We start from the raw sequence: 20,082 nt of genomic DNA, 5'->3' as shown, positions 1-20,082 counted from the left end.
CATGGGGTGGTTGCAATCACGCCGCCTGCGCTACGGCGTGGGCGCGATCGGCTTGGTATTTGCGCTGCTGGCGCTGTTGCGGCTGGTATTTGTGCTGGGGTTCTCCGGGATTGACCTGGCGGCCGTTGAAGACAACGCGCAGCTGCTGCAAACCCTGGGCATCGGCCTGCGCTTCGACCTGCGTCTGGCCTTGCTGCTGCTGCTGCCCCTGGCGCTGCTGGCCTGGCTGCCGCGCTGGAACCTGCTGCGGGTGCCGGCCCTGCGCTGGCTGGCCCGGGGGTATCTGCTGCTGGTGCTGGGGGCGGTGGGGCTGGTGTACATCGTCGATTTCGGCCACTACGCCTACCTCGGCGTGCGCATCAACGCCACGGTATTGCGTTACCTCGACGACGCGCAGATCTCGCGGCAAATGGTCTGGGAAACCTACCCGGTGCTCTGGATCAGCCTGGCTTGGCTGGCCGCGCTGGGGCTGTGGTATGGGGCCCTGGTCAAGCTGGAGCGGCTGACCCTGGATCGCCCGGCCCGGCCCATCGGGGCCTTGGCCGTGGCCTCGGCCGCCGTGGTGGGGGTTGTCGCCGTGCTGCTGGCGCTGCTGGGGCGAGTGGAAAAGCTCAACCTGGAAAACCCCGTGCCCCTGCGCTGGAGCGATGCGTTTTTCTCCGGCAACAGCCAGGTCGCGGCCCTGGGCCTGAACCCGGTGCTGTTTCTGTACGACACCCTCAAGGCCGGCCAGGCGCAATTCGACGAAGCCCAGGTGCGCCAGCATTACCCGGCTGTGGCCCGTTACCTCGGGGTACAACAGCCGGATGCACAGAGCCTGAACTTCCGCCGTGAGCAGGGGGTACAGCCCTATCGCGCGTCGGGGCAGCGTCCGCCCAATGTCATCTTCGTCATGCTCGAATCCCTCGGCACCAGCGCGGTCGGCGCCTACGGCAACCCGCTGAATCCGACGCCCAACCTGGACAAGCTGGCGAGCCAGAGCTGGTTCTTCAAGCATTTCTACGTGCCGGTCACCGGCACCGCGAAAACCGTGTGGGCCAGCATCACCGGGGTGCCCGACGTCACCCGCCAGGAGACCGCGACCCGCCACCCGCTGATCACCCGCCAGCACAGCCTGATCAACGCCTTCGAGGGCTATCAGCGCCTGTACATGATTGGCGGCAACGCCGGCTGGGCCAACATCAACGCGCTGATCCGCCAGAGCATCGACGGCGTGCAGCTGTATGACGAGGGCTACTGGAAATCGCCGCTGGTGGACGTCTGGGGCATCTCCGACCTCGACCTGTTCAAGGAAAGCGACACCCTGCTGCGCGCAGTGCCCAAGGACCAGCCGTTCTTCGCCTACCTGCAAACCTCCGGCAACCACCGCCCGTTCACCATCCCCAAAAGCAACGACGGCTTTGAGGTCAAACAGCTGACCCTGGACCAGGTGCAAGCCGCCGGCTCCCGCAGCCTGGAGCAATACAACGCCGTGCGCCTGCTGGACTTCAACATCGGCCGCCTGATGGACATCGCCAAGGCGGGGGGCTACTACGACAACACGATTTTTGTGTTCTTCGGCGACCACAACACCCGCATCAGCCAAATCCCCCATATGGCCCCGGCCTTTGAACAACTGGGGCTGGAAAGCAACAACGTGCCGCTGCTGATCCATGCCCCGGGGCTGTTGCAGCCACGGGTGATCGAAGAAGCCGTCGGCCTTGCTGATCTACTGCCAACGGTGGCCGGCATGGCGGGCATGCCCTTCACCAACGGCGCCATGGGCCGGGATATCCAGCAACCGGCGCCGGAAGGGGAGCGGGTGGTGCCGTTGGTATTAAGGGAAGGGACCTTCCCGGTGATCGGCGGCGTGACCCAGGACTTTCTGCTGCAAATGCAGCACGACGGCAGTGGGCCGACCCTGCACGATTTGGCCTCGCCCACCCCGCGTGACGACGTGGCCCAGCAACACCCTGAAGAGTTTCAGCGCTTGCTGGAATTGACCCGGGGGCTGCATGAAACGGCACGCCTGATGCTTTATCGCAATGTGCGTTAGCTGTAGCCGCTGACGAGGCACGCGGCTGCGCTGGCCGGTGCATGCGCCGTGATCTCAGGGCCAGCGCAACATCACACCCGGCAAGATCCCGCCGTCGTGGCGAGGGAGCTTGCTCCCGCTGGGCCGCAGAGCGGCCCCAAAACCAGCAAGCACGGTGTGTCAGCCGGATGCCAAGCGGACCCATCAGAAGGGCCCAATCGCTGACTCCCCAGCGCCCTTGTCGCAAAGCAGTCAGGCTGAGAGCTCGGCGGTTTGAAGCACGATTGAAAAAACGGAACGGGCTGTCAGTCCGTTCCGTTTTATTAAAACCAGAGGGTGACGTTAGCGTGCCGCTGCCGCCGGCTTGCCGGCACCCAACAACGAATCCACCACCGCCCTGGCCATTTCCACCGAATGGATCATCGACCAAATCAACCCGCGCTCCACGCCGCTGGCGCGTTCGGTGATTTCATCGCTGACTTGCACCGCGCAATCGAGCAGCAGCGACACATGAATCAAGGCTTCTTCGGCGCTGATACCGGCGCGCACGTTGAACAGCGAATCGCGGCCGATTGAGGTGGGGGCGGTGTCTTTCAGGGAACTGAGGATTGATGCCTCGACGTTGTTCGAGGCCAGGGCCAGGCGAATGCGCTGGGTGTCGTGATCGTGTTCGGGGGTTCTGAATTGCCCGGGTAAGGTCAGGGGCGGGTCGGGGACAAGCTTTTTCATGGTGCATCTCCTAGTACAGCTTTAGGAGCCATCACCGTCGCTGCTAAACGATAGGGTGGCGGCCGTTTGCAGGTTAGCAGACCGGTGTACTAGGAACCCGGCGCACCCGAAGGTGCCCTGCGCACGGCCACCATAAAACTGGGGCCGAAAAGAAGCGCCTCGTAAGAGGAGGCACTTTGCGCCTAGTACACGAGCTGCTAAACCCGGTCACTGATATGCAGTGACGAACCGAGCCTAGACAGCGCTTCTCATAGGCGCAAGCGGTTCGGATTCTCTAGGAAAAGTCGCTCAATGGAAAGCGAAGCGCCTTACGTGGAGTGACGAATAGGGATGGGTGTTGGGTTTCGGGATGTAACGCCAGCCTCACCTTTTCCTTGTCAGGTCACTCTTATTTCCGACTTGAAATCGCTATCACTTACAACTGCAAAATTTCACTGCACTTGACTACCCGTTTGCATTCGACCTGACCACAGGTTGCATCGAATTGAGCAGCGCGCCTCGCAACCATGACCCGGCAGAGAGCGACCCATAGTTGCCCTTCGCAGAGATGCAGTCGCTGTCGTGGCTCTCAAATCGGTAGTACTTCTAGGCATCAATAATTTAGTATCCGGGTAACTACATAGGCTCCTACTGAGGCTCCTGTACGACATGAATGAATGCGCAAGTTTGATAGTGCATGCAGCCATCAAGCGAACACTTTGGTGTGAGACCAGCGATGGTAGATCTCATTTGCCACAGGACGACTTGTTAAAGCGAACTGAACCGCTTGTCATTCTCGGTGAAGCGGGCATGGGGAAAACACATCTTCTCAACTGGCTCGGGATGTCTCCAGGTTTTTTCCGTTGCACTGCACGCCAGTTGATCAACCGTCATGACCCGAAAACTTTACTAAATAATGCCGAAGTCTTAGTGATTGATGGGCTGGATGAGGTCAGCAGTCACAAGGACGGAGACGCGGTGGATCTTGTCCTGCGTCAACTCGGAAAACTAGATTACCCTCGCTTCATTCTTGCGTGCCGAGTGGCGGATTGGCGTAGCGCCACGGGTCTTGAGGCTATTCACGAACAGTACCCTCAAAAGCCAGTAGAGTTACACCTTGAGCCATTCAACGAAGATGATGCATCAGCCTTTCTAAGCGCCACACTTGGTGTCACTTCGGCCAAAAATGTGATCGAGCATTTCAATGTACGAGGGCTCAATGGGTTACTCGGTAACCCGCAAACTCTTGAACTAATTGCACGCGTTGCGGGTTCAGGGACATTACCTGGAACGCGCGGCGAACTCTTCGAGCGCGCCATTGAGGTTTTACGAGTTGAGCATAGTGATACCAAGGTCAGTAATCAGACAGGACAGGAAACTGGCCTTGATGCAGCGGGCGCCGCATTTGCCAGTTTGATCCTAACTGGTAGTGAAGCTATTGTTCGAATTTCCGCAGCAAACGTCGCAGAAGGTGAAGTGCAACTCTCCGATATCTCTATTCTTCCCGGAGGAGAGATCCTGGAATCTATGCTTGGTACCCGTCTGTTCAGATCTGACGGCGTCGAGCGGTTTACCTATATTCACCGCCGTGTCGGAGAGTACTTGGGGGCTCGGTGGCTCACGAAGCAGGCAAATACTCCACAAAAACGCAGACGCCTCCTCTCACTTTTTCACAGCTACGGGCTTGTACCCTCGAGCCTTCGAGGCATTCATGCGTGGCTTGCTATGGATCCAGCTTTTACCAAAACTGTTATCGCCGCAGACCCAATGGGATTGATTGAATATGGTGATGCAGATGAACTCACGGCCGACCAGGCTCGCTTGCTTATCAAATCACTGGAGCTTTTGGCAAACGATAACCCTCGTTTTCGCGACTGGGGTCCGTATGCGCTGCGGTGTTTCAGAAGTCCAGGGGTTATCGAGGACATACGGCGACTGATCTCCACACCTGAAACGTCATTCTACCTATGTCTTTTAATGCTAGAAGCAATAAAGGGGAGTGGAATTGCCTCAGCCCTAAGAGGTGAACTGCAGAAAATTGTTCTCGACCCCCAAGCGTATTTTGCGTGTAGGAAAATTGCAGGTGAAATTCTTGTTGAAGCAAATGACGACATTGATTGGCCGACTGTCCTCTACACGTTGGGTATCTCTGGAGATGAGCTTTCGATTCGGCTTGCAATCGAACTGGCTGATGAAGTCGGCTACGAACAATTAGATGCCAATTTTATTGTCAGTCTTGTGGTTGCTTATGCAGAAAGCGGTAGTCGTACGATCGGAGTATTGATGTACCTAGAGAAAAATCTCCCAGATGGTCAAATAGCAGGTGTCCTTGATTTTTTAGCTATAGCAGCAAAATCCTTTGGCAAGGGTGATGAGTGGCCTGGAAATAATGTGCTGACCGATCTTGCTTATCATCTAATCGTTCGTGGCTTAGAGGCAGGTGGTATCTCTGCACACAAGCTTTGGTCTTGGCTAGAGCCTTTTCACTCCCGTGATGGATATCAACGTGACTCTCATCAGAAATTGCACGAACTCATTCGGAGAGACGACAATTTACGGCAGTCTGTTCAGCGGCTAGTGATATTAGAATTGCCCAGTGATTACAGCGCTTATCAGCAAGCATGGCGGCTGAGCGATCGATCCACCGGCTTTACTCTGTCTGACACAGATGTCATCGCGCTACTTAACTGTCTTGACCCCACAGACCACAGCGACGAACGCTGGCGTGATTTAGTCCAGCTTTCACAGCATGACAGTGAAGCAGGTTCAGAGGTACGTGCCGTTGCACGACTCTTTGCTGCTCAGCGTCCAGATTTACTATTATGGATCGACAAGTTATCAGAGCCGACAATACCTGATTGGCAGATCAAACAGACCGAGCAAGAGCGCAAGCGTCTAGCAAAACAAACGGCCATTCATGCAGGACACCGAAGTAGCTATGTGTCTTGCATCGATCAAATGCGCGCAGGTGACTACGGTGCGATAGTTGATCCTGCTAAAGCCTATCTGAACCTTTTTAATGGCATTGAAGATGCACCTGCTCACAAGAGGATTGGGCAGTGGCTCGGAGATGATATTGGTGAGGTCGCGCATGCCGGGTTCGAAGCGTTTCTGATGCTTGATCCACCCCGACCTACAGCGCAGCAAATTGCGATGAGTCTTACTGAGGGCAAGCGGTACGATGCTACGTATATTATCGTTGCCGCACTCGCTGAACGGCAGCGACAAGGCGTAGGGTTCGATAACGTTACTAATGAGCGTTTAATGGCAGGGCTGTTCGAGCTACGCCGTAGTCGCATCGACGACCATGCAGGAATTTCGGGTCTTATTGAGGCTGTTGAAGCTGCCATTCAGACTCGTGGTTGTTGGAAGGAGGCGATGACGCTCTACCATGAGCCGCAACTACAAAAGCGGTGTGTCAATGTAGATGGGCTTTACACGCTGATGCACGATCAAGCACACGTCACAATGAGCACCGAACTCGCCGCCGAGTGGCTGGAGCGGTTCCCAGACTTGCCGATCGTTCCGGAAATCGAGCTAGCTGATAGACTCATCCGCTCGGGAAAATTCGAGGAGTTACGCCGAATCTCAGCGCTTCGCTCTATATCAATGGATGACGAGCGCCGTCGCAATTGGGTTGCGATTGGCGCCATTGTTGATTTCCCGAGCATCAAAGCGCAGCTCGGCGCTCAGCCAATTGAACCTGAATTGTTTTGGCATATACGAAATCGAATCAGCAATCGTTTTAGCGAAGACGTCACTGTACTTCTCAATGCTGAACAGAGTGAATGGGTAATCAATACGTTTCGTTCGGTTTGGCCGATGGTGGAACGCCCAAGCGGGCCTTCGTCAGGTAATTCAAACTTTTGGGATGCAAGCAATTTCATCGTCCAACTCATCCGCCGCCTTGGTAATGATTCCAGCGATGAGGCAATCGATGCATTAGTCCGTTTAAGAGAAGCACCTTTCGATGGCTATTCTGAAGAGATCAAGGTCGTTATTGCAGAGCAGAAGCGCATCCGAGTCGAAGCAGCCTATGTTTCACCGTCGCTTGCTGTTATTGCGGCGATAACACGCAGTCTTCCCCCCATGTCCCTTCTTGATCTACAAACTCTTGCACTTGAAGAACTAGCCATCACCCAGGCAAAGATAAAGAGTGACGATGCTGAGTCCTGGCGCGGATTCTATGACGACACAAAAACTCCATTCGTCGAGGAGCGTTGCCGCGATCACCTTCTAGGCCTTCTACGCCAAGGATCGTCAGGGATCACTTTTGATCCTGAAACTCATGTCGCTGCGGACAAGGAGGTTGACATCACTTGTTCGGCTGGCACACTTCGGATTCCGATCGAGATCAAGGGGCAGTGGCATCCGGAGCTCTGGATGGGATCGGACAGACAGCTTGACGCTCTCTACACTCAAGACTGGCGAGCAGAGGGACGTGGTATTTATCTGGTGCTTTGGTTTGGAGAACAACTGCACACAACCAAGAGGCTGAAGCGTCCAGGACGACACCAGCCGCTTCCAGCGACTGCCGATGAACTGAAGAGCATGCTCGTCGCGACCAGCAAGTCTGCGCAAGAAGGAAGGGTCGCCGTTTTCGTGCTTGATTTAACCCGAGGAGATCCTAGCTGAGGACGAAGTTTGTGGCAGTAGGGTCGAAGGGTATTAAAGAAACTGAGCTGTTTCTAGTTAAACGCATAATGTATGCAGGTATAGCAACGTACGCCATTGCATATATTGTCGATAGATCGTGGCAGGTTTGCAGAAAATCTGCCGACGAATGCCTAATTCTGTCTGAAAGCTACCATCCGTGACCGGCAGCTCCCGGCCGATTCTGTTGAAAAAGTCCAACTCCGTTCCCAAGACAGAAAAGTACGTGCAGGAGATTGAAATCGTTATTCTCAGCAGATGCTTCCGGACGTTGATTTCACGTATCGGCGTGCAAAAGACGTGTTTGTAGTCATCTATACTCGAGCCGTTTGGACAAGCCGACTGTTTTCAACAGAGTCGGCCGATAACTGCCTTCCATAATCGTCTGTTTCTAAATCACAGCTACGAATCAGAGTCGATTCTCAGTTCTCTCTAGTAGGGCCGCGAAGCCCTATCTCTGAGTCATCAGCAAACGTTTTGAACTTTAGGCGTTGAGATAATTACAGCCAACAGCATCGCTGTAAGAACCCTCTTCTTTACCCATAAAACCAGAACGATTTTGCTATCCTGCGCCCCTTTCCCCCTCAGCAAGGAGCGCCCGCATGACCCCGTCCATTGGTGGCTGTACGCAAACAAGGGCTGGTAAACGGCGTTACCTGCCACACCTCCTGGCCCCAGCCCTCCTGCTGGGCCTCGCCCTGACCACCCCCAGCGCCCAAGCCAACCCCACCACCACCTACCGCGGCACCCTCGGTTCCACCCCGGTAGAACTGGCGTTGACGTATGACTCGCAATACGGCGGCGGTTTCTCCGGTTATTGGTTTACCGAAGCCGAGCGTTTGCCCATTCCTTTGGAGCTGACGCCGTTTCGCCAGGGCGCGGGGCTGCTGATCAATATCATGGACAACCCGACCCTGCCGGCAGCAGCCGTGTCGTTGCAGCCGTTCACCGAAGGTGCTGATGCGTTGCAGGGCTCGTTTGTCGATCTGCGCACGGGCGCGCAGCAGCCGTTGCAGTTGCAGCGGGTAACGCGTTTTGGTGACAGTCAGCGGGATGCCTTTGACGGGGATTTGCTGCAGCCGGTGCAGGACAAGGATTTTTATTTCAGTGTGCATGCCGCGCGCAAGGCCGGGGAGGAGGTGGCGCGGGTGGACCGTATTCGGGTGATGAGTCGTGTCACGGGGGCGCAGGTGCAGGAGATCAGTGGGCCGTGGTGCCTGCCTGCGGTTGGCACCGGGACGCTGACGTTCGGGCATTTCCAGGCCGGGTCGCCGATGGATTTTCAGGCCCAGAGTTATCGCCTGGCTGAGTCGGATGGCCGGCTGTTGTGCGGCCCCACTCAGTACTACCTGTACAACCGTGAAAGCCAGCAGTACCTGCGCCATCCGCAGTTGGAGCAGTTTGCGGTGGACGGTACGTTGCGCTTTTCGCCCAGTGGCCAGATGGAGTTCAGCAAGCAGGACTTTATCAATTTCGATCAACGCACGCGGCGTTGGGATTATTACCGGGTGGTCAGCCCGGATCGGCTGGAGTTTCTGTCGTCGGGCGAGGAGCGTTTCTGATGCGTTGGGGTGATTTTTATCGCGGAGTGGCGGCGGGGCTGTTGGTGCTGTGGATGCTGCCGGCGCAGGCGGCCCATGGGGTGTATGAAGGCACGTTGGGCAAGCAGGCGATTGTGCTGACCCTGGGTAACCAGAATGCCGTGTACCAGGGCACTTATGCCTACCAGCGCTATCGCACGCCGATCCGGCTCAAGCCGACCTTCAGTTTCAGCAATCAGGTGCTGGCGATGGATGAGCTGGACGAGCAGGGCTTGCCGGTGGCGCGCTTGCAGTTCAATGATTTGATGGTCAGCCGTCAGCGCGAGCAGGTGCGCGGCAGCTGGACCAGTTATCGCACCGGCAAGACCTTGCCCATCAGCCTGAAGCTGGTGGGCCTGGTGGATTCGGACCGTTCTTGGCCGCAGCCGAGCACGGCGCTGTTGCAGAGTGCATCCACCCCGCGTTGGTATTTCCAGTTGCCGATGCAGGGCAATGATCGGCGGGTGACGGCCATTGAGGTGCTGAGCAAGGCCACCGGCAAGCCCTTGCAGACCCTGACGCTCGCCGAGCCGGGTTGCCCGAACCAGGGCGTGGATACGTTACAGGTGCAGACCGAGGGGGATCGCGTGGGGATCAGTTTGAGTGGCTGCACGTTGCCGGGGTTTGCGTGGAATAAAAGCAGCGGGCGGTTTGAGGTGTTGCCATGAGGCTGATCAGAACCTGCCAGTTAATGTGTGGAGCTTCCTATGTTGGATAAACCATCACCGGTGCTGATTCAGGTGTACATGGCCGATGACGATGGCGCCGTTCGCGAGGAGCTGCTGGCGCGGCAGATCGATGAGGACACTTACGAGTTGCTGTCCTCCCCGGGCCTGGCGCAAAACCTGGCGCGGGGCGATATCGTTTCAATCCACAACCCTGATGCACCGGCTGAAGTGCTGCGCCGGGGCGGGAATTTCTGCATTCAGATCTACGCCGATTACATTGATCCGGCGGTGATCAGTGCGCTTGAAAACGATGTCATTCGTGAGTTGAAGGGCACCTTGGATGGGGTGTGCGAAGGCAATCTGGCGTTGGCCGTTCCTGCAAAAAACGGGATGGAGAACATCAACAGGTTTTTCGATCGCTTCCGCGAAAAAACCGGGATCCAGTGGTACTACGCGAACGTCTATAAAAACCTCGATGACGATGAGGATGAGACGCTGTTGAATTGGTGGTTGGAGTACTAAGGGCAGCTGATCAGCAGGTTTGGCATGCCGTCAGCGTTACACCAGGTGCTGCCACAATGCCTTGCGCCGCGAGCCAGCTGCAAAAAAGCGTTCGGCACAAGCGCGGAGTCTGGAAAAGAACCTATACCTAAGCTGGTGCGACGCCAGCACTGCTCAATGGCATCGCGCATCAACCCACAGGGAGGTGCTCCATGCGCGAACAACCACTCATTATTGTGGTCGGTGGTCTCGGTAATCACGACGGGGCCTGGAAACGGCTCGAGGCCAAGCTGCGAGAGCAGGGTATTAGCGGTGATTGGCATCATCACGACACCCGCGGTTTGAGGAATCTGTTCCGCGCGGCACGGGTGCGGGATTTGACCCTGGCACTGATCGCGGAGATTGATCGCCTGGCTCAGGAGTACCGCCGAATCATTCTGGTCGGGCACAGTGTTGGCGGGATGATCGTCCGCGATGCCTACCTGTTCGCGGCAGGTGCTTACCCGGACCATCCACAGCGGCGTGAATGGTGGGATAAGGTCGAATCGGTGCTGTTATTCGCCTCCATCAACCGGGGATTTCGGCCTTATGCCAAAGCCCGCTGGGCGTTGGGCCTGGCACTGATGAAGCTGATTTCCTTGCAATGGTTGTTGCTCAAACCGCCGTCCTGGTTTGCCTTGGGCTGGCTTATGGAGTTGGAAAAGGGCTCGTTTGTGGTCACCGACCTGCGTCTGTCCTGGATACGCCATTTCCATGAGCGGGACGATGAGCACCGGCCCTTTGTCGTACAGTTTTTGGGGGATATTGACGGTGTGGTGGCTCGCGAGGACGTGCGGGATACCGAAGCGTTTGCCAACTCCTACACGGTCACCATCGAGGGCGCCGACCATAACAACCTGTTCGATCCGCAGGCGCCTCCTGGCGTGGCAGGTTTTACCCGGATACTGCAAGTTTTCCAGAGCCCGGATCTGCGTGTGAGTGAGCCTGAGCAGGCACAGGAGCTGGCCGCTTCTGGGCCCGGGATGGTGGTGTTCGTGCTCCACGGTATCCGTGATGGTAATTCGGGGTGGGTCACTGATATTGCCGAGGCCATCGAGCAACAGTGCAAGGCCGACCAGGTGCAGCGCAGTCCATTGAATACGCTGTCAGGCTGCGAGCCTCTGCGGTCAGAGCCGCCGGTGCTGGTGGACCGCTCCACCTACGGTTGGTTTTCGGCAATCAAGTTCGCCTTGCCCTGGGTACGACGCCGGAACTTGTCCTGGTTTCTTGACCGCTACAGCTACCATGTGGCGCGTAACCCCGACGTGAAGTTTCATTTCGTCGGCCACAGTAACGGCACCTACATCCTGGGTACCAGCCTGCTTGAAGTGTCATCGCTGATGTTTGACCGGGTGTACCTGGCAGGCAGCGTGCTGCCTCGGGAATTCCCGTGGAAGCGGATGTTGGCGCGTCAGGTGGTGACGGTGGCGAATCAGTGCAGCTCTGAGGATTGGCCGGTGGGTGGGTTGTGCAGGGGATTGCATTTGATCGGTTTTCGAGACGTGGGAACTGGCGGCGTCGACGGCTTCGATGAGCTTGATGATCCGGCGATCCAAGCCCAGACCCTCTGGTTCAAGGGCAATCATGGCAAACCCTTGCAACGCCCGAATCAACCGAAGATCGTCAGTTATCTGTTGTCGCCGAACACGGTTAACCCTTTGCTACCTGCTCCGACGGGGGCCGATTTGTGCCAACGTCCTTCGTCCTGGTTCATGGTCAAGATGTATGGTTCGGCGTTGTTAGTGCTGCTGGGGGTTTGCGCTCTGGCGGTGGGGGCCTGGTGGGGCTTTACCTGTGATCATGAAGGCTTGGTCATCATCGGCATTCTGCTGCTGTATTTCGTACTGGACACGATCTGATCCTGGTTTAAAAAACTGGCCTGTTGGGGAGTGCCCGTCTGTTAAGAGCAAACGCCGCTTTCTCTTTACGGGAAAGCGACTAATGGAGCCGGGCGATTGTTCCTGCCCGGCTGTGTAGCGGTCGTAAGCTGGGGTGTACAACTGCCGGGCACCATCACTCAACTCAGGATGTAGAGTCCGCGCTTATCACCGGCAAGTCAGCTCCTACAGAAGGGCCTCAGGCGGGCTGCATTCGTGCCGTCTTGCGCACGTGGTTGACCATCAATCCCAGTCCGCCGCCAATCAGCAGAATGGCCGCCATAAAGTACATCGCCACCTGAGTATTCCCCGTCACCTGGGTCAGCCACCCGACCACAATAGTGCTGAAGAACCCGGCCACATTGCCCAGGGTATTGATCAACGCCACCCCGGCCGCTGCTGCCGCGCCGCCCACCACCGCCGTGGGCAAGCCCCAGAACACCGGCAGGCTGCTGATCATGGCGGCGGTGCCGATGATCAGACCGAGCATGGCCAGCATCAGGTTGTCGCCGAAGAAGGTGCCGAAGGCCACGCCTAGCGCGCCAATCCCGGCGCACACCGCCAGGTGCCAGCGATATTCACCGTGGCGGTCCGAGCTGCGGCCCACGATGACCATGGCCACCGCTGCGGCGGCGTAGGGCAGGGCGGTGAGGGCGCCGATGGCCCAGGGCTGTTGCACGCCGCTGTTGCGGATGATGGTGGGCAGCCAGAAGCTGATGACGTATTGGCCCAGCACCAGGCAGAAGTACACCGCACCCAGCAGCCAGATCTGTGGGTTGAGCAGGCCGTCGCGCAGGCGGTGGCTTTGTTTGTTTGCGGCTTCGCGGTCGATGGCGGCTTGCATGCCGTGGCGTTCTTCGGGGGTGAGCCAGTGGGCGTCGGCGATGCGGTCGCGCAGGAGGAAGAACACCGCAGCGCCGAGGGCCACGGCGGGCAGGCCTTCGATGACGAACAGCCATTGCCAGCCGGCGTAGCCGGAGACGCCGTTCAGGTGTTGCAGGATCAGGCCGGAGATCAGCGAGCCGAACAGGCTGGAAATCGGCAGGGCCATGATGAACAGGGCGGTCATCACCCCACGGCGTTGGCTGGGGAACCAGGTGGTGAGGTAGAAGATGATGCCGGGGAAGAAGCCGGCTTCGGCAATGCCGATCAGCAGCCGCAAGACGTAGAAGGTCAGCGGCGTTTCGATAAACATCATGGCCGCCGACAGCAGGCCCCAGGTGACCATGATTCGGGCGATCCAGCGTCGGGCGCCGAAGCGGTGCAGGGCGATGTTGCTGGGGATTTCGAACAGCAGGTAGCCGACGAAGAAGATCCCGGCGCCGAGGCCGTACACCGCTTCGCTGAACTTGAGGTCGTCGAGCATCTGCAACTTGGCGAAGCCGACGTTGACCCGGTCCAGGTAGGCCACCAGGTAGCACAGCACCAGCAGCGGGATGATGCGCCAGGCGGTCTTGCGGTAGGCCGAGTGCAGGGCCGCGTCGTCGAGGGCCGCGGGCGGCGGGGAAGGTTGGTTCATGGTTAGCCTCTTTATTCTTGTTGTCGAAGCAATGGGGGAAACAGCGGTTCAGCCTTCGGGCAGCAGGCGGGTCGCGGGCCATTCGCCGGAGCGGCACATGTCACGCACCACCTGGCCGATCAGGGCGGCGATCAGGGTTCGCAGGTTGCTGCCGGGCAGGGCCTCGCACACGCAGATCCCCAGGGTGCGGAACACCACGCGCGGGGTGATGGCGTGGGCCACCAGCCGGCCTTCGGCGACTTCGCGCAGGGCCAGGTTGAGCGGCATGATGCTCGGGCCGATGCCGGCCTCCACCGCGCTTTTGAGGATGTGCACCGAGTTGACTTCCATGGCCACCGTCGCCGGCGGCAACTGCTGCTGGGCCACGGCCTGGTCGACGAAGGCGCGGGTGCTGTGGCTGTGGGCGCGGCTGGGGAACACCAGGGGCTGCGCCACCGCCTGGGCCAGGGTCACGTCGCCGGGTGGCGGCATGTGCGGGGCGCCGGCGCGGTGGATCAGGTAGAAGTCTTCTTCGATCAGCGGGCTGAAGCTGACTTCCGAGGGCAGGCCGATATCGGTGAACAGGGCGATGTCGACCCGGCCGCGCACCAGTTGGTCCACCAGGTTGCCGGTGAGTTCTTCATTCAAGTGCAGCTGCACCTGGGGGTAGGTGCGGGCCACGGCCTGCATCAGCGGCAGGGCGACGATATTGGCCACGCTTTGCGGCAGGGCGAGCACGATCGAACCGCTCAGGGTCGCCGCTTGCGGGTTGACCGCGGCCTTGGCCGCGCTCAGGTGCTTGAGGATGCCCTGGGCGTATTCATAGAACACCTTGCCCGCCTCGTTGGCGACGATGCCGCTGTTGCTGCGATGGAACAGCAGCGCGCCGAGTTCGGCTTCCAGGGCCGACATCTGCTTGCTCAGGGCCGATTGCGCCACGTGCACCTCCCGCGAGGCCCGGGACAGGCTGCCGGCATCGACCACGGCGACGAAGTATTTGAGTTGCCTGATTTCCATAAGCCTTCCTTGCGCGCTTGAGGGCCGGCGCCTATTCGGCTGGCGTGCCGCGGACGAAGATCTTGCCCGGGTTCATCAGCTGCTGCGGGTCGAGGGCGGCCTTGATCGCGGCCATGATATCCACCGCGTTCTGCCCGTGTTCCAGGCTCATGAAACCTTGCTTGGTCAGGCCGATGCCGTGCTCGCCGGTGCAGGAACCGTTCATGGCGATGGCCCGTTCTGCCAGGCGGTGGGCCACCTCTTCGGCGCGCTGTATTTCGCTCGGGTCCTCGGGGTTGACCAGGATCACCGCGTGGAAATTGCCATCGCCAACATGGCCGAAAATCGGCGCCAGCAGGCCGTTTTGCTCAAGGTCGGCGCTCGTGGCTTCGATGCATTCGGCCAGGCGCGAGATCGGCACCACGGCGTCGGTGGTCAAGGCCCGGCAGCCGGGGCGCAGGGCGATGGCGGCAAAATAACCGTCGTGCCGCGCCTGCCACAGGCGGCTGCGGTCTTCGGGGTGCACGGCCCAGCCGAAGTCCTGGCCGCCGTGTTCGTCGGCCAGCATGCGGATGGTTTCCACCTGTTCCTTGACGCTGGCTTCGGAGCCATGCAGTTCGAAAAACAGCGATGGCGCCTCGTGCAACTGGGTCTTGCTGTAGGCATTCAGGGCGCGCACGGTGAGGGCGTCGATCAGCTCGATACGGGCAATCGGCACCCCCAATTGGATGGCCTGGATCACCGTGCGTACTGCCTGGTCGACGCTGGGGAAGTTGCACACCGCGGCGGAAATCGCTTCCGGGATCGGGTGCAGTTTCACCGTCAGTTCCGCCACGGTGGCCAAGGTGCCGCCGGAGCCGATCAGCAGATGGCCCAGGTCATAGCCAGCCGAGGATTTACGTGCCCGGCCCCCAGTGTGAATCACCCGGCCATCGGCCAATACCGCAGTCATGGCCAGGACGTTTTCACGCATGGTGCCGTAGCGCACGGCGTTGGTGCCCGAGGCCCGTGTCGCGGCCATGCCGCCCAGGGAGGCATCGGCGCCGGGGTCGATGGGGAAGAACAGGCCGGTGCCATGCAGCGCCGCGTTCAGCTGTTTGCGGGTCACCCCGGGTTGCACGGTGACGTCCATATCGTCGATGCGCACGTCCAGAATCTGGTTCATTGCCGACAGGTCGATGCACACCCCGCCATGCAGCGCATGCACCCAACCCTCCAGGGAACTGCCGCTGCCGTAGGGAATGATCGGCACCCGGTGGCGGTGGCAGGCCTGTTGCACGGCGACGATCTCATCCAGGCCGTTGACGAAGGCCACGGCTTGCGGCGGCATGGGGTCGAGGGCGGAGATATCGCTGCCATGGTGTTCGCGAACACTGGCCGAGGTGCTGAAACGTGGGCCCAGCAACAGCGTCAGTTCATCCAGCAGGGCATCGGGTAGCGGCGGGGAAGCAGGCGTAGCGGTGGCGGTGGGCAGCATCGAGCAGTCTCCGGTTTTATTGTTCCTCGGGTTCGGCGGCGTGGCCGTGGGCCCGGGGCGGGGGAGTTGCCCATATCCTAACTGCATACAGGGGGTGCGGGTCGTGCAGAATTGAGATGGCGCTATCGCGCCGGCAGATGGTGGCGGGTGCGGTTGGCGGGGGGAGGCAGAGGTTGATCCGTGCACCCGGGAGTGGCCGGGTGCGTCAGGCGTGACGGCCACGCAGTCGAGGCAAGCCCCGACTTCATGGCCTTAGCCTGAGGCTGAACTCAGGTGGTGTAGTCGGCGTTGATGCGGATATAGCCTTCCGACAGGTCGCAGCCATACACGGTAAAGCGGCCCTGGGCGATGTTCAGGTCCACCGAGATCAGCACTTCCTTGCCTTGCAGATAGGTTTTCACCGCCCGCAGTCCGGCGTCGTCCAACTGCCGAGGGTAGGCTTCGGTTTCGCCGAAGACGATCCTGACCTGGTCCGGGTCGATGTCCTGTTCCGCTTCGCACTTGCCGATGGCCATGGCCACCCGGCCCCAGTTCGGGTCAGCGCCGTGCACCGCAGTCTTGACCAGCGGCGAGTTGACGATGGCCTTGGCCACGCGCTTGGCCTGGGCATCGTCGCGAGCACCGCTGACCTGCACCTCCAGCGCCTTGCTCGCGCCTTCGCCGTCGGCCGCGATCATGCGCACCAGGCTCAGGGCGATGTCGTACAGGGCTTGCTCGAACGCCACCAGGTCCACGTCACCGGCCAGGCCGTTGGCCAGGATCGCGGCGGAGTCGCTGGTGGAGGTGTCGGTGTCGATGCTCAGGGCATTAAAGGTCTTGTCCATCACCCGCCGGAACATGGCATCCAGGGTCTGCGGGGCAATGTTGGCGTCGGTGAAGAAGAAGGTCAGCAGGGTCGCCATGTTCGGCTCGATCATGCCGACGCCTTTGGCGATCCCCACCAGGCTGGCGTTGCCGATCTTGCGCGCCGCGTGTTTGGTGCGGGTGTCGGTGGTCATGATCGCGGCCGCGCAGCGCTGGAAGTCGGCCGTTTGCAGGGCCGGCACGTCGGCCAGGAAGGCGCGGATCTTCGGCATCGGGTACTGGCGCCCGATGACCCCGGTGGAGGCGATCACCAACTCCTGGGGCTCGACCCCGACCGCCCGGGCGACGCCCAGACGCACTTCTTCGGCATTGGCCAGGCCCTCGGGGCCGGTGGCGACGTTGGCGTTGCGGGCGATCACCAGCACGCCCCGCGCCGTGTCACGGGCCGCCACTTCACGGGACAAGGTCACGCTCGGCCCGGCGAAGCGCGACTGGGTAAACACCGCGCTGATGCTGGCCGGCACGTCGGAGACCACGGCCATGAAATCGTCACGGCTGTCCTTGATGCCCAGGTTGGCGATGATGCTGCGAAAGCCTTGCGGCTGGATGAGGGCGTCGCTCATATCAGGTCCTTCAGATAAGTGAATGCGTGTTGTGGCGGGGCGCAGAGGGTAGCGCTTTTCGCAACGGCATCACTACCCCTTGCACCTGACCAGCGCCAGATAAACCCCGGCTTCTTTCCCGGGCTCGATGTAGTGCGCATCTTCAAGGTCGGTGACCTTGGTCGGCGCCATCACCAGTTCCAGTTGCGGTGCACCTTCGTACCAGGGGTCTGGGTCATTCAGCCCGTGCCTGAAGGCGTCGAGGAATGCCTGGCAGCTGTCGAATTTGCCGTAGCTGTAGCCGCCTTGCTGGTCGCTGTAGAAGCGCGAGTAGGTCAAGAGCACGATGCCCCAGCGTTCGATGCGCTCCTGGGGAGAGGTGCGGGGAATCGCCTTGGCCAGGTCGTTGCGGATTTGCCAGATCTTGTCGTAGGTATTTTTGTTGTTGTGCACCACCTTGAATTCGAGGGCGGTGGAGGGCTGTTCGGCGTAGCTGTCCTCGACCCAGATATCCACCTTGCGCCGCTCGGCGGCGATCAGCCAGCGCGGGACGTTGGTGCGCGCGGCCAGGTCGCTGGAGAGGCGGTAGTCGACGCGTTCGTCGAGTTGGCCGCCGAGGCCGAGCAGGTCGCGGTGAATGTCGAGCAAGGCGGCCGCTTCCAGGCTCAGCCACAGTTCGGGGGCGACGGTGACGACGATGGATTTGAGCACGCGCTGGCGTTCTTGCTGTTGCAGGTGCGCCAGCAGCAAGTCGACAAATGAGGGAACGAAGTGCATGGGATTTCCGTATCAGGTTGAAAGGTCCGTGGCGTCATCTGCCCGGGACCTGTTGGGCACTCAGCGGCGCGCGGATCATGGCATGCCTTGCCGATACCGTCAGCTGCGGGCCCTGGTCCAGGCGACCAGGCCGTTGGCATTGCAGCAAATGCCCAAGGCGCCGATACAGGGTGTATGGTTCTGCTGGACCGCGCTCTGGCGGCGTGCGCAGCATGACGGCGCTGTTGGCCGGCCCTGAGGGTTGTCACTGCTCCTGGGGTCGACGATCCTGCGCTTCGCGCCTTTTTGACGATTGCCCATTGCACCGGTGCTGCCCTATTGAAACGCGATCTTCGGCTTGCCTCATTGTTGACCTACCTGGTGTGTTCATCGGTCATTCTGCTGACGCTGTGGCAGGTCTGGACCGCTCGCGACAACACCCTGAGTGATATCCAGACCGACACGGTCAACCTGACTAATGCCCTCAACACCTACACCGACGGCATCTTCAAGCAGAGCGAGCTGGTGCTGATCGGCCTGGCCGAGCGGGTCGAGCACCTGGAGGATGACCCGCGCCAGATGTCGCGTCTGCGGGCGGTGGTGACGCAGCAGATGGCGGCGTTGCCGCAGCTCAATGCGATGTTCTGGTATGACGCCCAGGGCAATCTGAAGTTTTCCACGGTGACGGCGTTGAGCTCGATCAATGTCACCGATCGCGAGTTTTTCACCTACCACCGCGATCACCGTTCAAGGACGGCGTTTATCGGCCCGGCGATTCGCAGCCGTGCCACGGACGACTGGGTGATCCCGGTGAGTCGGCGTATCGAGTATCCCGATGGCTCCTTCGCCGGGGTGGTGTCGGTCAGCATCGGCCTGGATTACCTGCTGAGTTTCTACAAGCGCATCCACGTCGGCGACACCGGGGTCATCAGCCTGACCTCGTCCCAGGGGCGCCTGCTGTTGCGTTATCCGTTTCACCAAGCGGACATCGGCCGCGACCTGTCTTCGGCGCCGATCTTCGCCCAGGTGCTGGAGCAGCACGATTGGGGCACTGCGGATTTCGCCTCCAAAGTCGATGGCATGCGCCGTCTGTATGCCTTTCGCAAAAGCGACCAATACCCGCTGGTGACCACCGTTGCCGTGGGCCGTGACGAAGCCTTGCAAGGCTGGTGGAGCCAGACCCGGCAATCGATGGCGGTGGTCCTGCTGCTGTTGGGGCTGGTGCTGGTGCTGGGGCGGCGCTTGATCACCCATATCAACCGGCGGATTCGCGCGGAGCAGGCGCTGCTCGCCAGCCAGGGCACCCTGCTGGAACTGAACCAGGCCCTGGAGGTGCTGGCTTCCCAGGACAAGCTCACGGGGCTGGCCAACCGTCGCAGTTTCGACGGCTTCCTGGACATCGAATTCAAGCGCGCGCGGCGCACGGGCAACCCGTTGTCGCTGGTGCTGATCGATGTCGATGTGTTCAAGCGCTACAACGATCACTACGGGCACCTGGCGGGGGATGAATGCCTGAAAAGCATCAGCCGCCTGATCGAGGACTGTGTGCGGCGCCCCGGGGACCGGGTGGCGCGCTACGGCGGCGAGGAGATTGCCGTGGTCCTGGCCAATACCGATGAGGTCGGGGCGCGAGCGGTGGCCGAGACCATCCGCCAGACCATTGAAAGCGCGGGCCTGCCGCACCTGGGCAGCCCGTTCGGGATCATTACCGTGAGCCTGGGGGTGGCCACCTGGGTGGCGCCGGATGAGCCCTGCGACCCAAGCCAGTTGATTGAGCGGGCGGACCAGGCGCTGTACTCGGCCAAGGCCCAGGGCCGCAACCGCACCCACACCTTCGCCCATCCGCCCATCCACGCGCTGTAGCCGCTGACCCGCCACGCGCGGCGGCGATCAGCGACAGGGCGGGCCG

At 60.1% G+C, this 20,082-nt stretch carries 13 protein-coding genes; 7 read left to right on the top strand and 6 right to left on the bottom strand.

The features are described from left to right. The first annotated feature begins 1 nt into the window (after position 1). Positions 2 to 2,035, top strand: a complete 2,034-nt coding sequence (locus CF161_RS11210; RefSeq protein WP_020296690.1) for an LTA synthase family protein — start codon at positions 2 to 4, stop codon at positions 2,033 to 2,035. 321 nt (positions 2,036 to 2,356) lie between these two features. Here the strand turns inward: CF161_RS11210 and CF161_RS11205 are convergent, their stop codons facing one another. Next, positions 2,357 to 2,743, bottom strand: coding sequence for a DUF3077 domain-containing protein (locus tag CF161_RS11205; RefSeq protein ID WP_020296689.1), 387 nt, complete (start codon positions 2,741 to 2,743; stop codon positions 2,357 to 2,359). Positions 2,744 to 3,391: 648 nt separating this feature from the next. Here CF161_RS11205 and CF161_RS33390 point away from each other — a divergent pair. From CF161_RS33390 to CF161_RS11180, 5 genes are all read left to right on the top strand, one after another. Continuing rightward, positions 3,392 to 7,357, top strand: a complete 3,966-nt coding sequence (locus tag CF161_RS33390; RefSeq protein WP_256206357.1) for an NACHT domain-containing NTPase — start codon at positions 3,392 to 3,394, stop codon at positions 7,355 to 7,357. 620 nt (positions 7,358 to 7,977) lie between these two features. Continuing rightward, on the top strand, positions 7,978 to 8,937 hold the full coding sequence (locus CF161_RS11195) for a hypothetical protein (RefSeq protein ID WP_020296687.1): 960 nt from the start codon (positions 7,978 to 7,980) through the stop codon (positions 8,935 to 8,937). Beyond that, positions 8,937 to 9,623, top strand: a complete 687-nt coding sequence (locus CF161_RS11190) for a hypothetical protein (RefSeq protein ID WP_020296686.1) — start codon at positions 8,937 to 8,939, stop codon at positions 9,621 to 9,623. Before CF161_RS11195 ends, CF161_RS11190 begins: the two co-directional genes overlap by 1 nt. A 39-nt stretch (positions 9,624 to 9,662) precedes the next feature. Beyond that, a complete protein-coding gene (locus CF161_RS11185; RefSeq protein ID WP_020296685.1) occupies positions 9,663 to 10,145 on the top strand; it encodes a DUF4265 domain-containing protein in 483 nt (160 codons plus the stop codon). A 191-nt stretch (positions 10,146 to 10,336) separates the two neighbouring features. Then, positions 10,337 to 12,022, top strand: coding sequence for a triacylglycerol lipase (locus CF161_RS11180; protein ID WP_020296684.1), 1,686 nt, complete (start codon positions 10,337 to 10,339; stop codon positions 12,020 to 12,022). A gap of 217 nt (positions 12,023 to 12,239) precedes the next feature. On the opposite strand, the gene CF161_RS11175 is transcribed toward CF161_RS11180, so the two are convergent. From CF161_RS11175 to CF161_RS11155, 5 genes are all read right to left on the bottom strand, one after another. Then, entirely contained in the window at positions 12,240 to 13,559 is a 1,320-nt protein-coding gene (locus tag CF161_RS11175; RefSeq protein ID WP_020296683.1) for an MFS transporter, read from the bottom strand. A 48-nt stretch (positions 13,560 to 13,607) separates the two neighbouring features. After that, positions 13,608 to 14,555, bottom strand: a complete 948-nt coding sequence (locus CF161_RS11170) for a LysR family transcriptional regulator (RefSeq protein WP_020296682.1) — start codon at positions 14,553 to 14,555, stop codon at positions 13,608 to 13,610. A 31-nt stretch (positions 14,556 to 14,586) separates the two neighbouring features. Continuing rightward, positions 14,587 to 16,011, bottom strand: a complete 1,425-nt coding sequence (locus CF161_RS11165; RefSeq protein ID WP_020296681.1) for an FAD-binding oxidoreductase — start codon at positions 16,009 to 16,011, stop codon at positions 14,587 to 14,589. Between the two features lie 269 nt (positions 16,012 to 16,280). Then, the gene (argJ, locus tag CF161_RS11160; RefSeq protein ID WP_020296680.1) at positions 16,281 to 17,438 is read right to left on the bottom strand and encodes a bifunctional glutamate N-acetyltransferase/amino-acid acetyltransferase ArgJ; all 1,158 of its coding nucleotides are present in this window, start codon (positions 17,436 to 17,438) and stop codon (positions 16,281 to 16,283) included. 72 nt (positions 17,439 to 17,510) lie between these two features. Continuing rightward, positions 17,511 to 18,194 (bottom strand): hypothetical protein, encoded by a 684-nt coding sequence (locus tag CF161_RS11155; protein WP_020296679.1) that lies wholly within the window; start codon positions 18,192 to 18,194, stop codon positions 17,511 to 17,513. Positions 18,195 to 18,512: 318 nt separating this feature from the next. Here CF161_RS11155 and CF161_RS11145 point away from each other — a divergent pair, with 318 nt between their 5' ends. Then, positions 18,513 to 20,036, top strand: coding sequence for a sensor domain-containing diguanylate cyclase (locus CF161_RS11145; RefSeq protein ID WP_020296677.1), 1,524 nt, complete (start codon positions 18,513 to 18,515; stop codon positions 20,034 to 20,036). Positions 20,037 to 20,082: the final 46 nt, after the last annotated feature.

It is taken from the genome of Pseudomonas sp. CF161, assembly GCF_000416215.1.
In the GTDB taxonomy this organism is placed as follows: Bacteria; Pseudomonadota; Gammaproteobacteria; order Pseudomonadales; family Pseudomonadaceae; genus Aquipseudomonas.
This window is presented reverse-complemented; position numbering and strand designations above follow the sequence as displayed.

What these genes read in the sequence shown, in the direction of transcription:
- CF161_RS11155 (WP_020296679.1), bottom strand. Translation starts at nt 18,194, where the DNA reads ATGCACTTCGTTCCCTCATTTGTCGACTTGCTGCTGGCGCACCTGCAA.
- CF161_RS11190 (WP_020296686.1), top strand. Translation starts at nt 8,937, where the DNA reads ATGCGTTGGGGTGATTTTTATCGCGGAGTGGCGGCGGGGCTGTTGGTG.
- CF161_RS11180 (WP_020296684.1), top strand. Translation starts at nt 10,337, where the DNA reads ATGCGCGAACAACCACTCATTATTGTGGTCGGTGGTCTCGGTAATCAC.
- CF161_RS11165 (WP_020296681.1), bottom strand. Translation starts at nt 16,011, where the DNA reads ATGCTGCCCACCGCCACCGCTACGCCTGCTTCCCCGCCGCTACCCGAT.
- CF161_RS11195 (WP_020296687.1), top strand. Translation starts at nt 7,978, where the DNA reads ATGACCCCGTCCATTGGTGGCTGTACGCAAACAAGGGCTGGTAAACGG.
- CF161_RS33390 (WP_256206357.1), top strand. Translation starts at nt 3,392, where the DNA reads ATGAATGAATGCGCAAGTTTGATAGTGCATGCAGCCATCAAGCGAACA.
- argJ (WP_020296680.1), bottom strand. Translation starts at nt 17,438, where the DNA reads ATGAGCGACGCCCTCATCCAGCCGCAAGGCTTTCGCAGCATCATCGCC.
- CF161_RS11185 (WP_020296685.1), top strand. Translation starts at nt 9,663, where the DNA reads ATGTTGGATAAACCATCACCGGTGCTGATTCAGGTGTACATGGCCGAT.
- CF161_RS11205 (WP_020296689.1), bottom strand. Translation starts at nt 2,743, where the DNA reads ATGAAAAAGCTTGTCCCCGACCCGCCCCTGACCTTACCCGGGCAATTC.
- CF161_RS11210 (WP_020296690.1), top strand. Translation starts at nt 2, where the DNA reads ATGGGGTGGTTGCAATCACGCCGCCTGCGCTACGGCGTGGGCGCGATC.
- CF161_RS11175 (WP_020296683.1), bottom strand. Translation starts at nt 13,559, where the DNA reads ATGAACCAACCTTCCCCGCCGCCCGCGGCCCTCGACGACGCGGCCCTG.
- CF161_RS11170 (WP_020296682.1), bottom strand. Translation starts at nt 14,555, where the DNA reads ATGGAAATCAGGCAACTCAAATACTTCGTCGCCGTGGTCGATGCCGGC.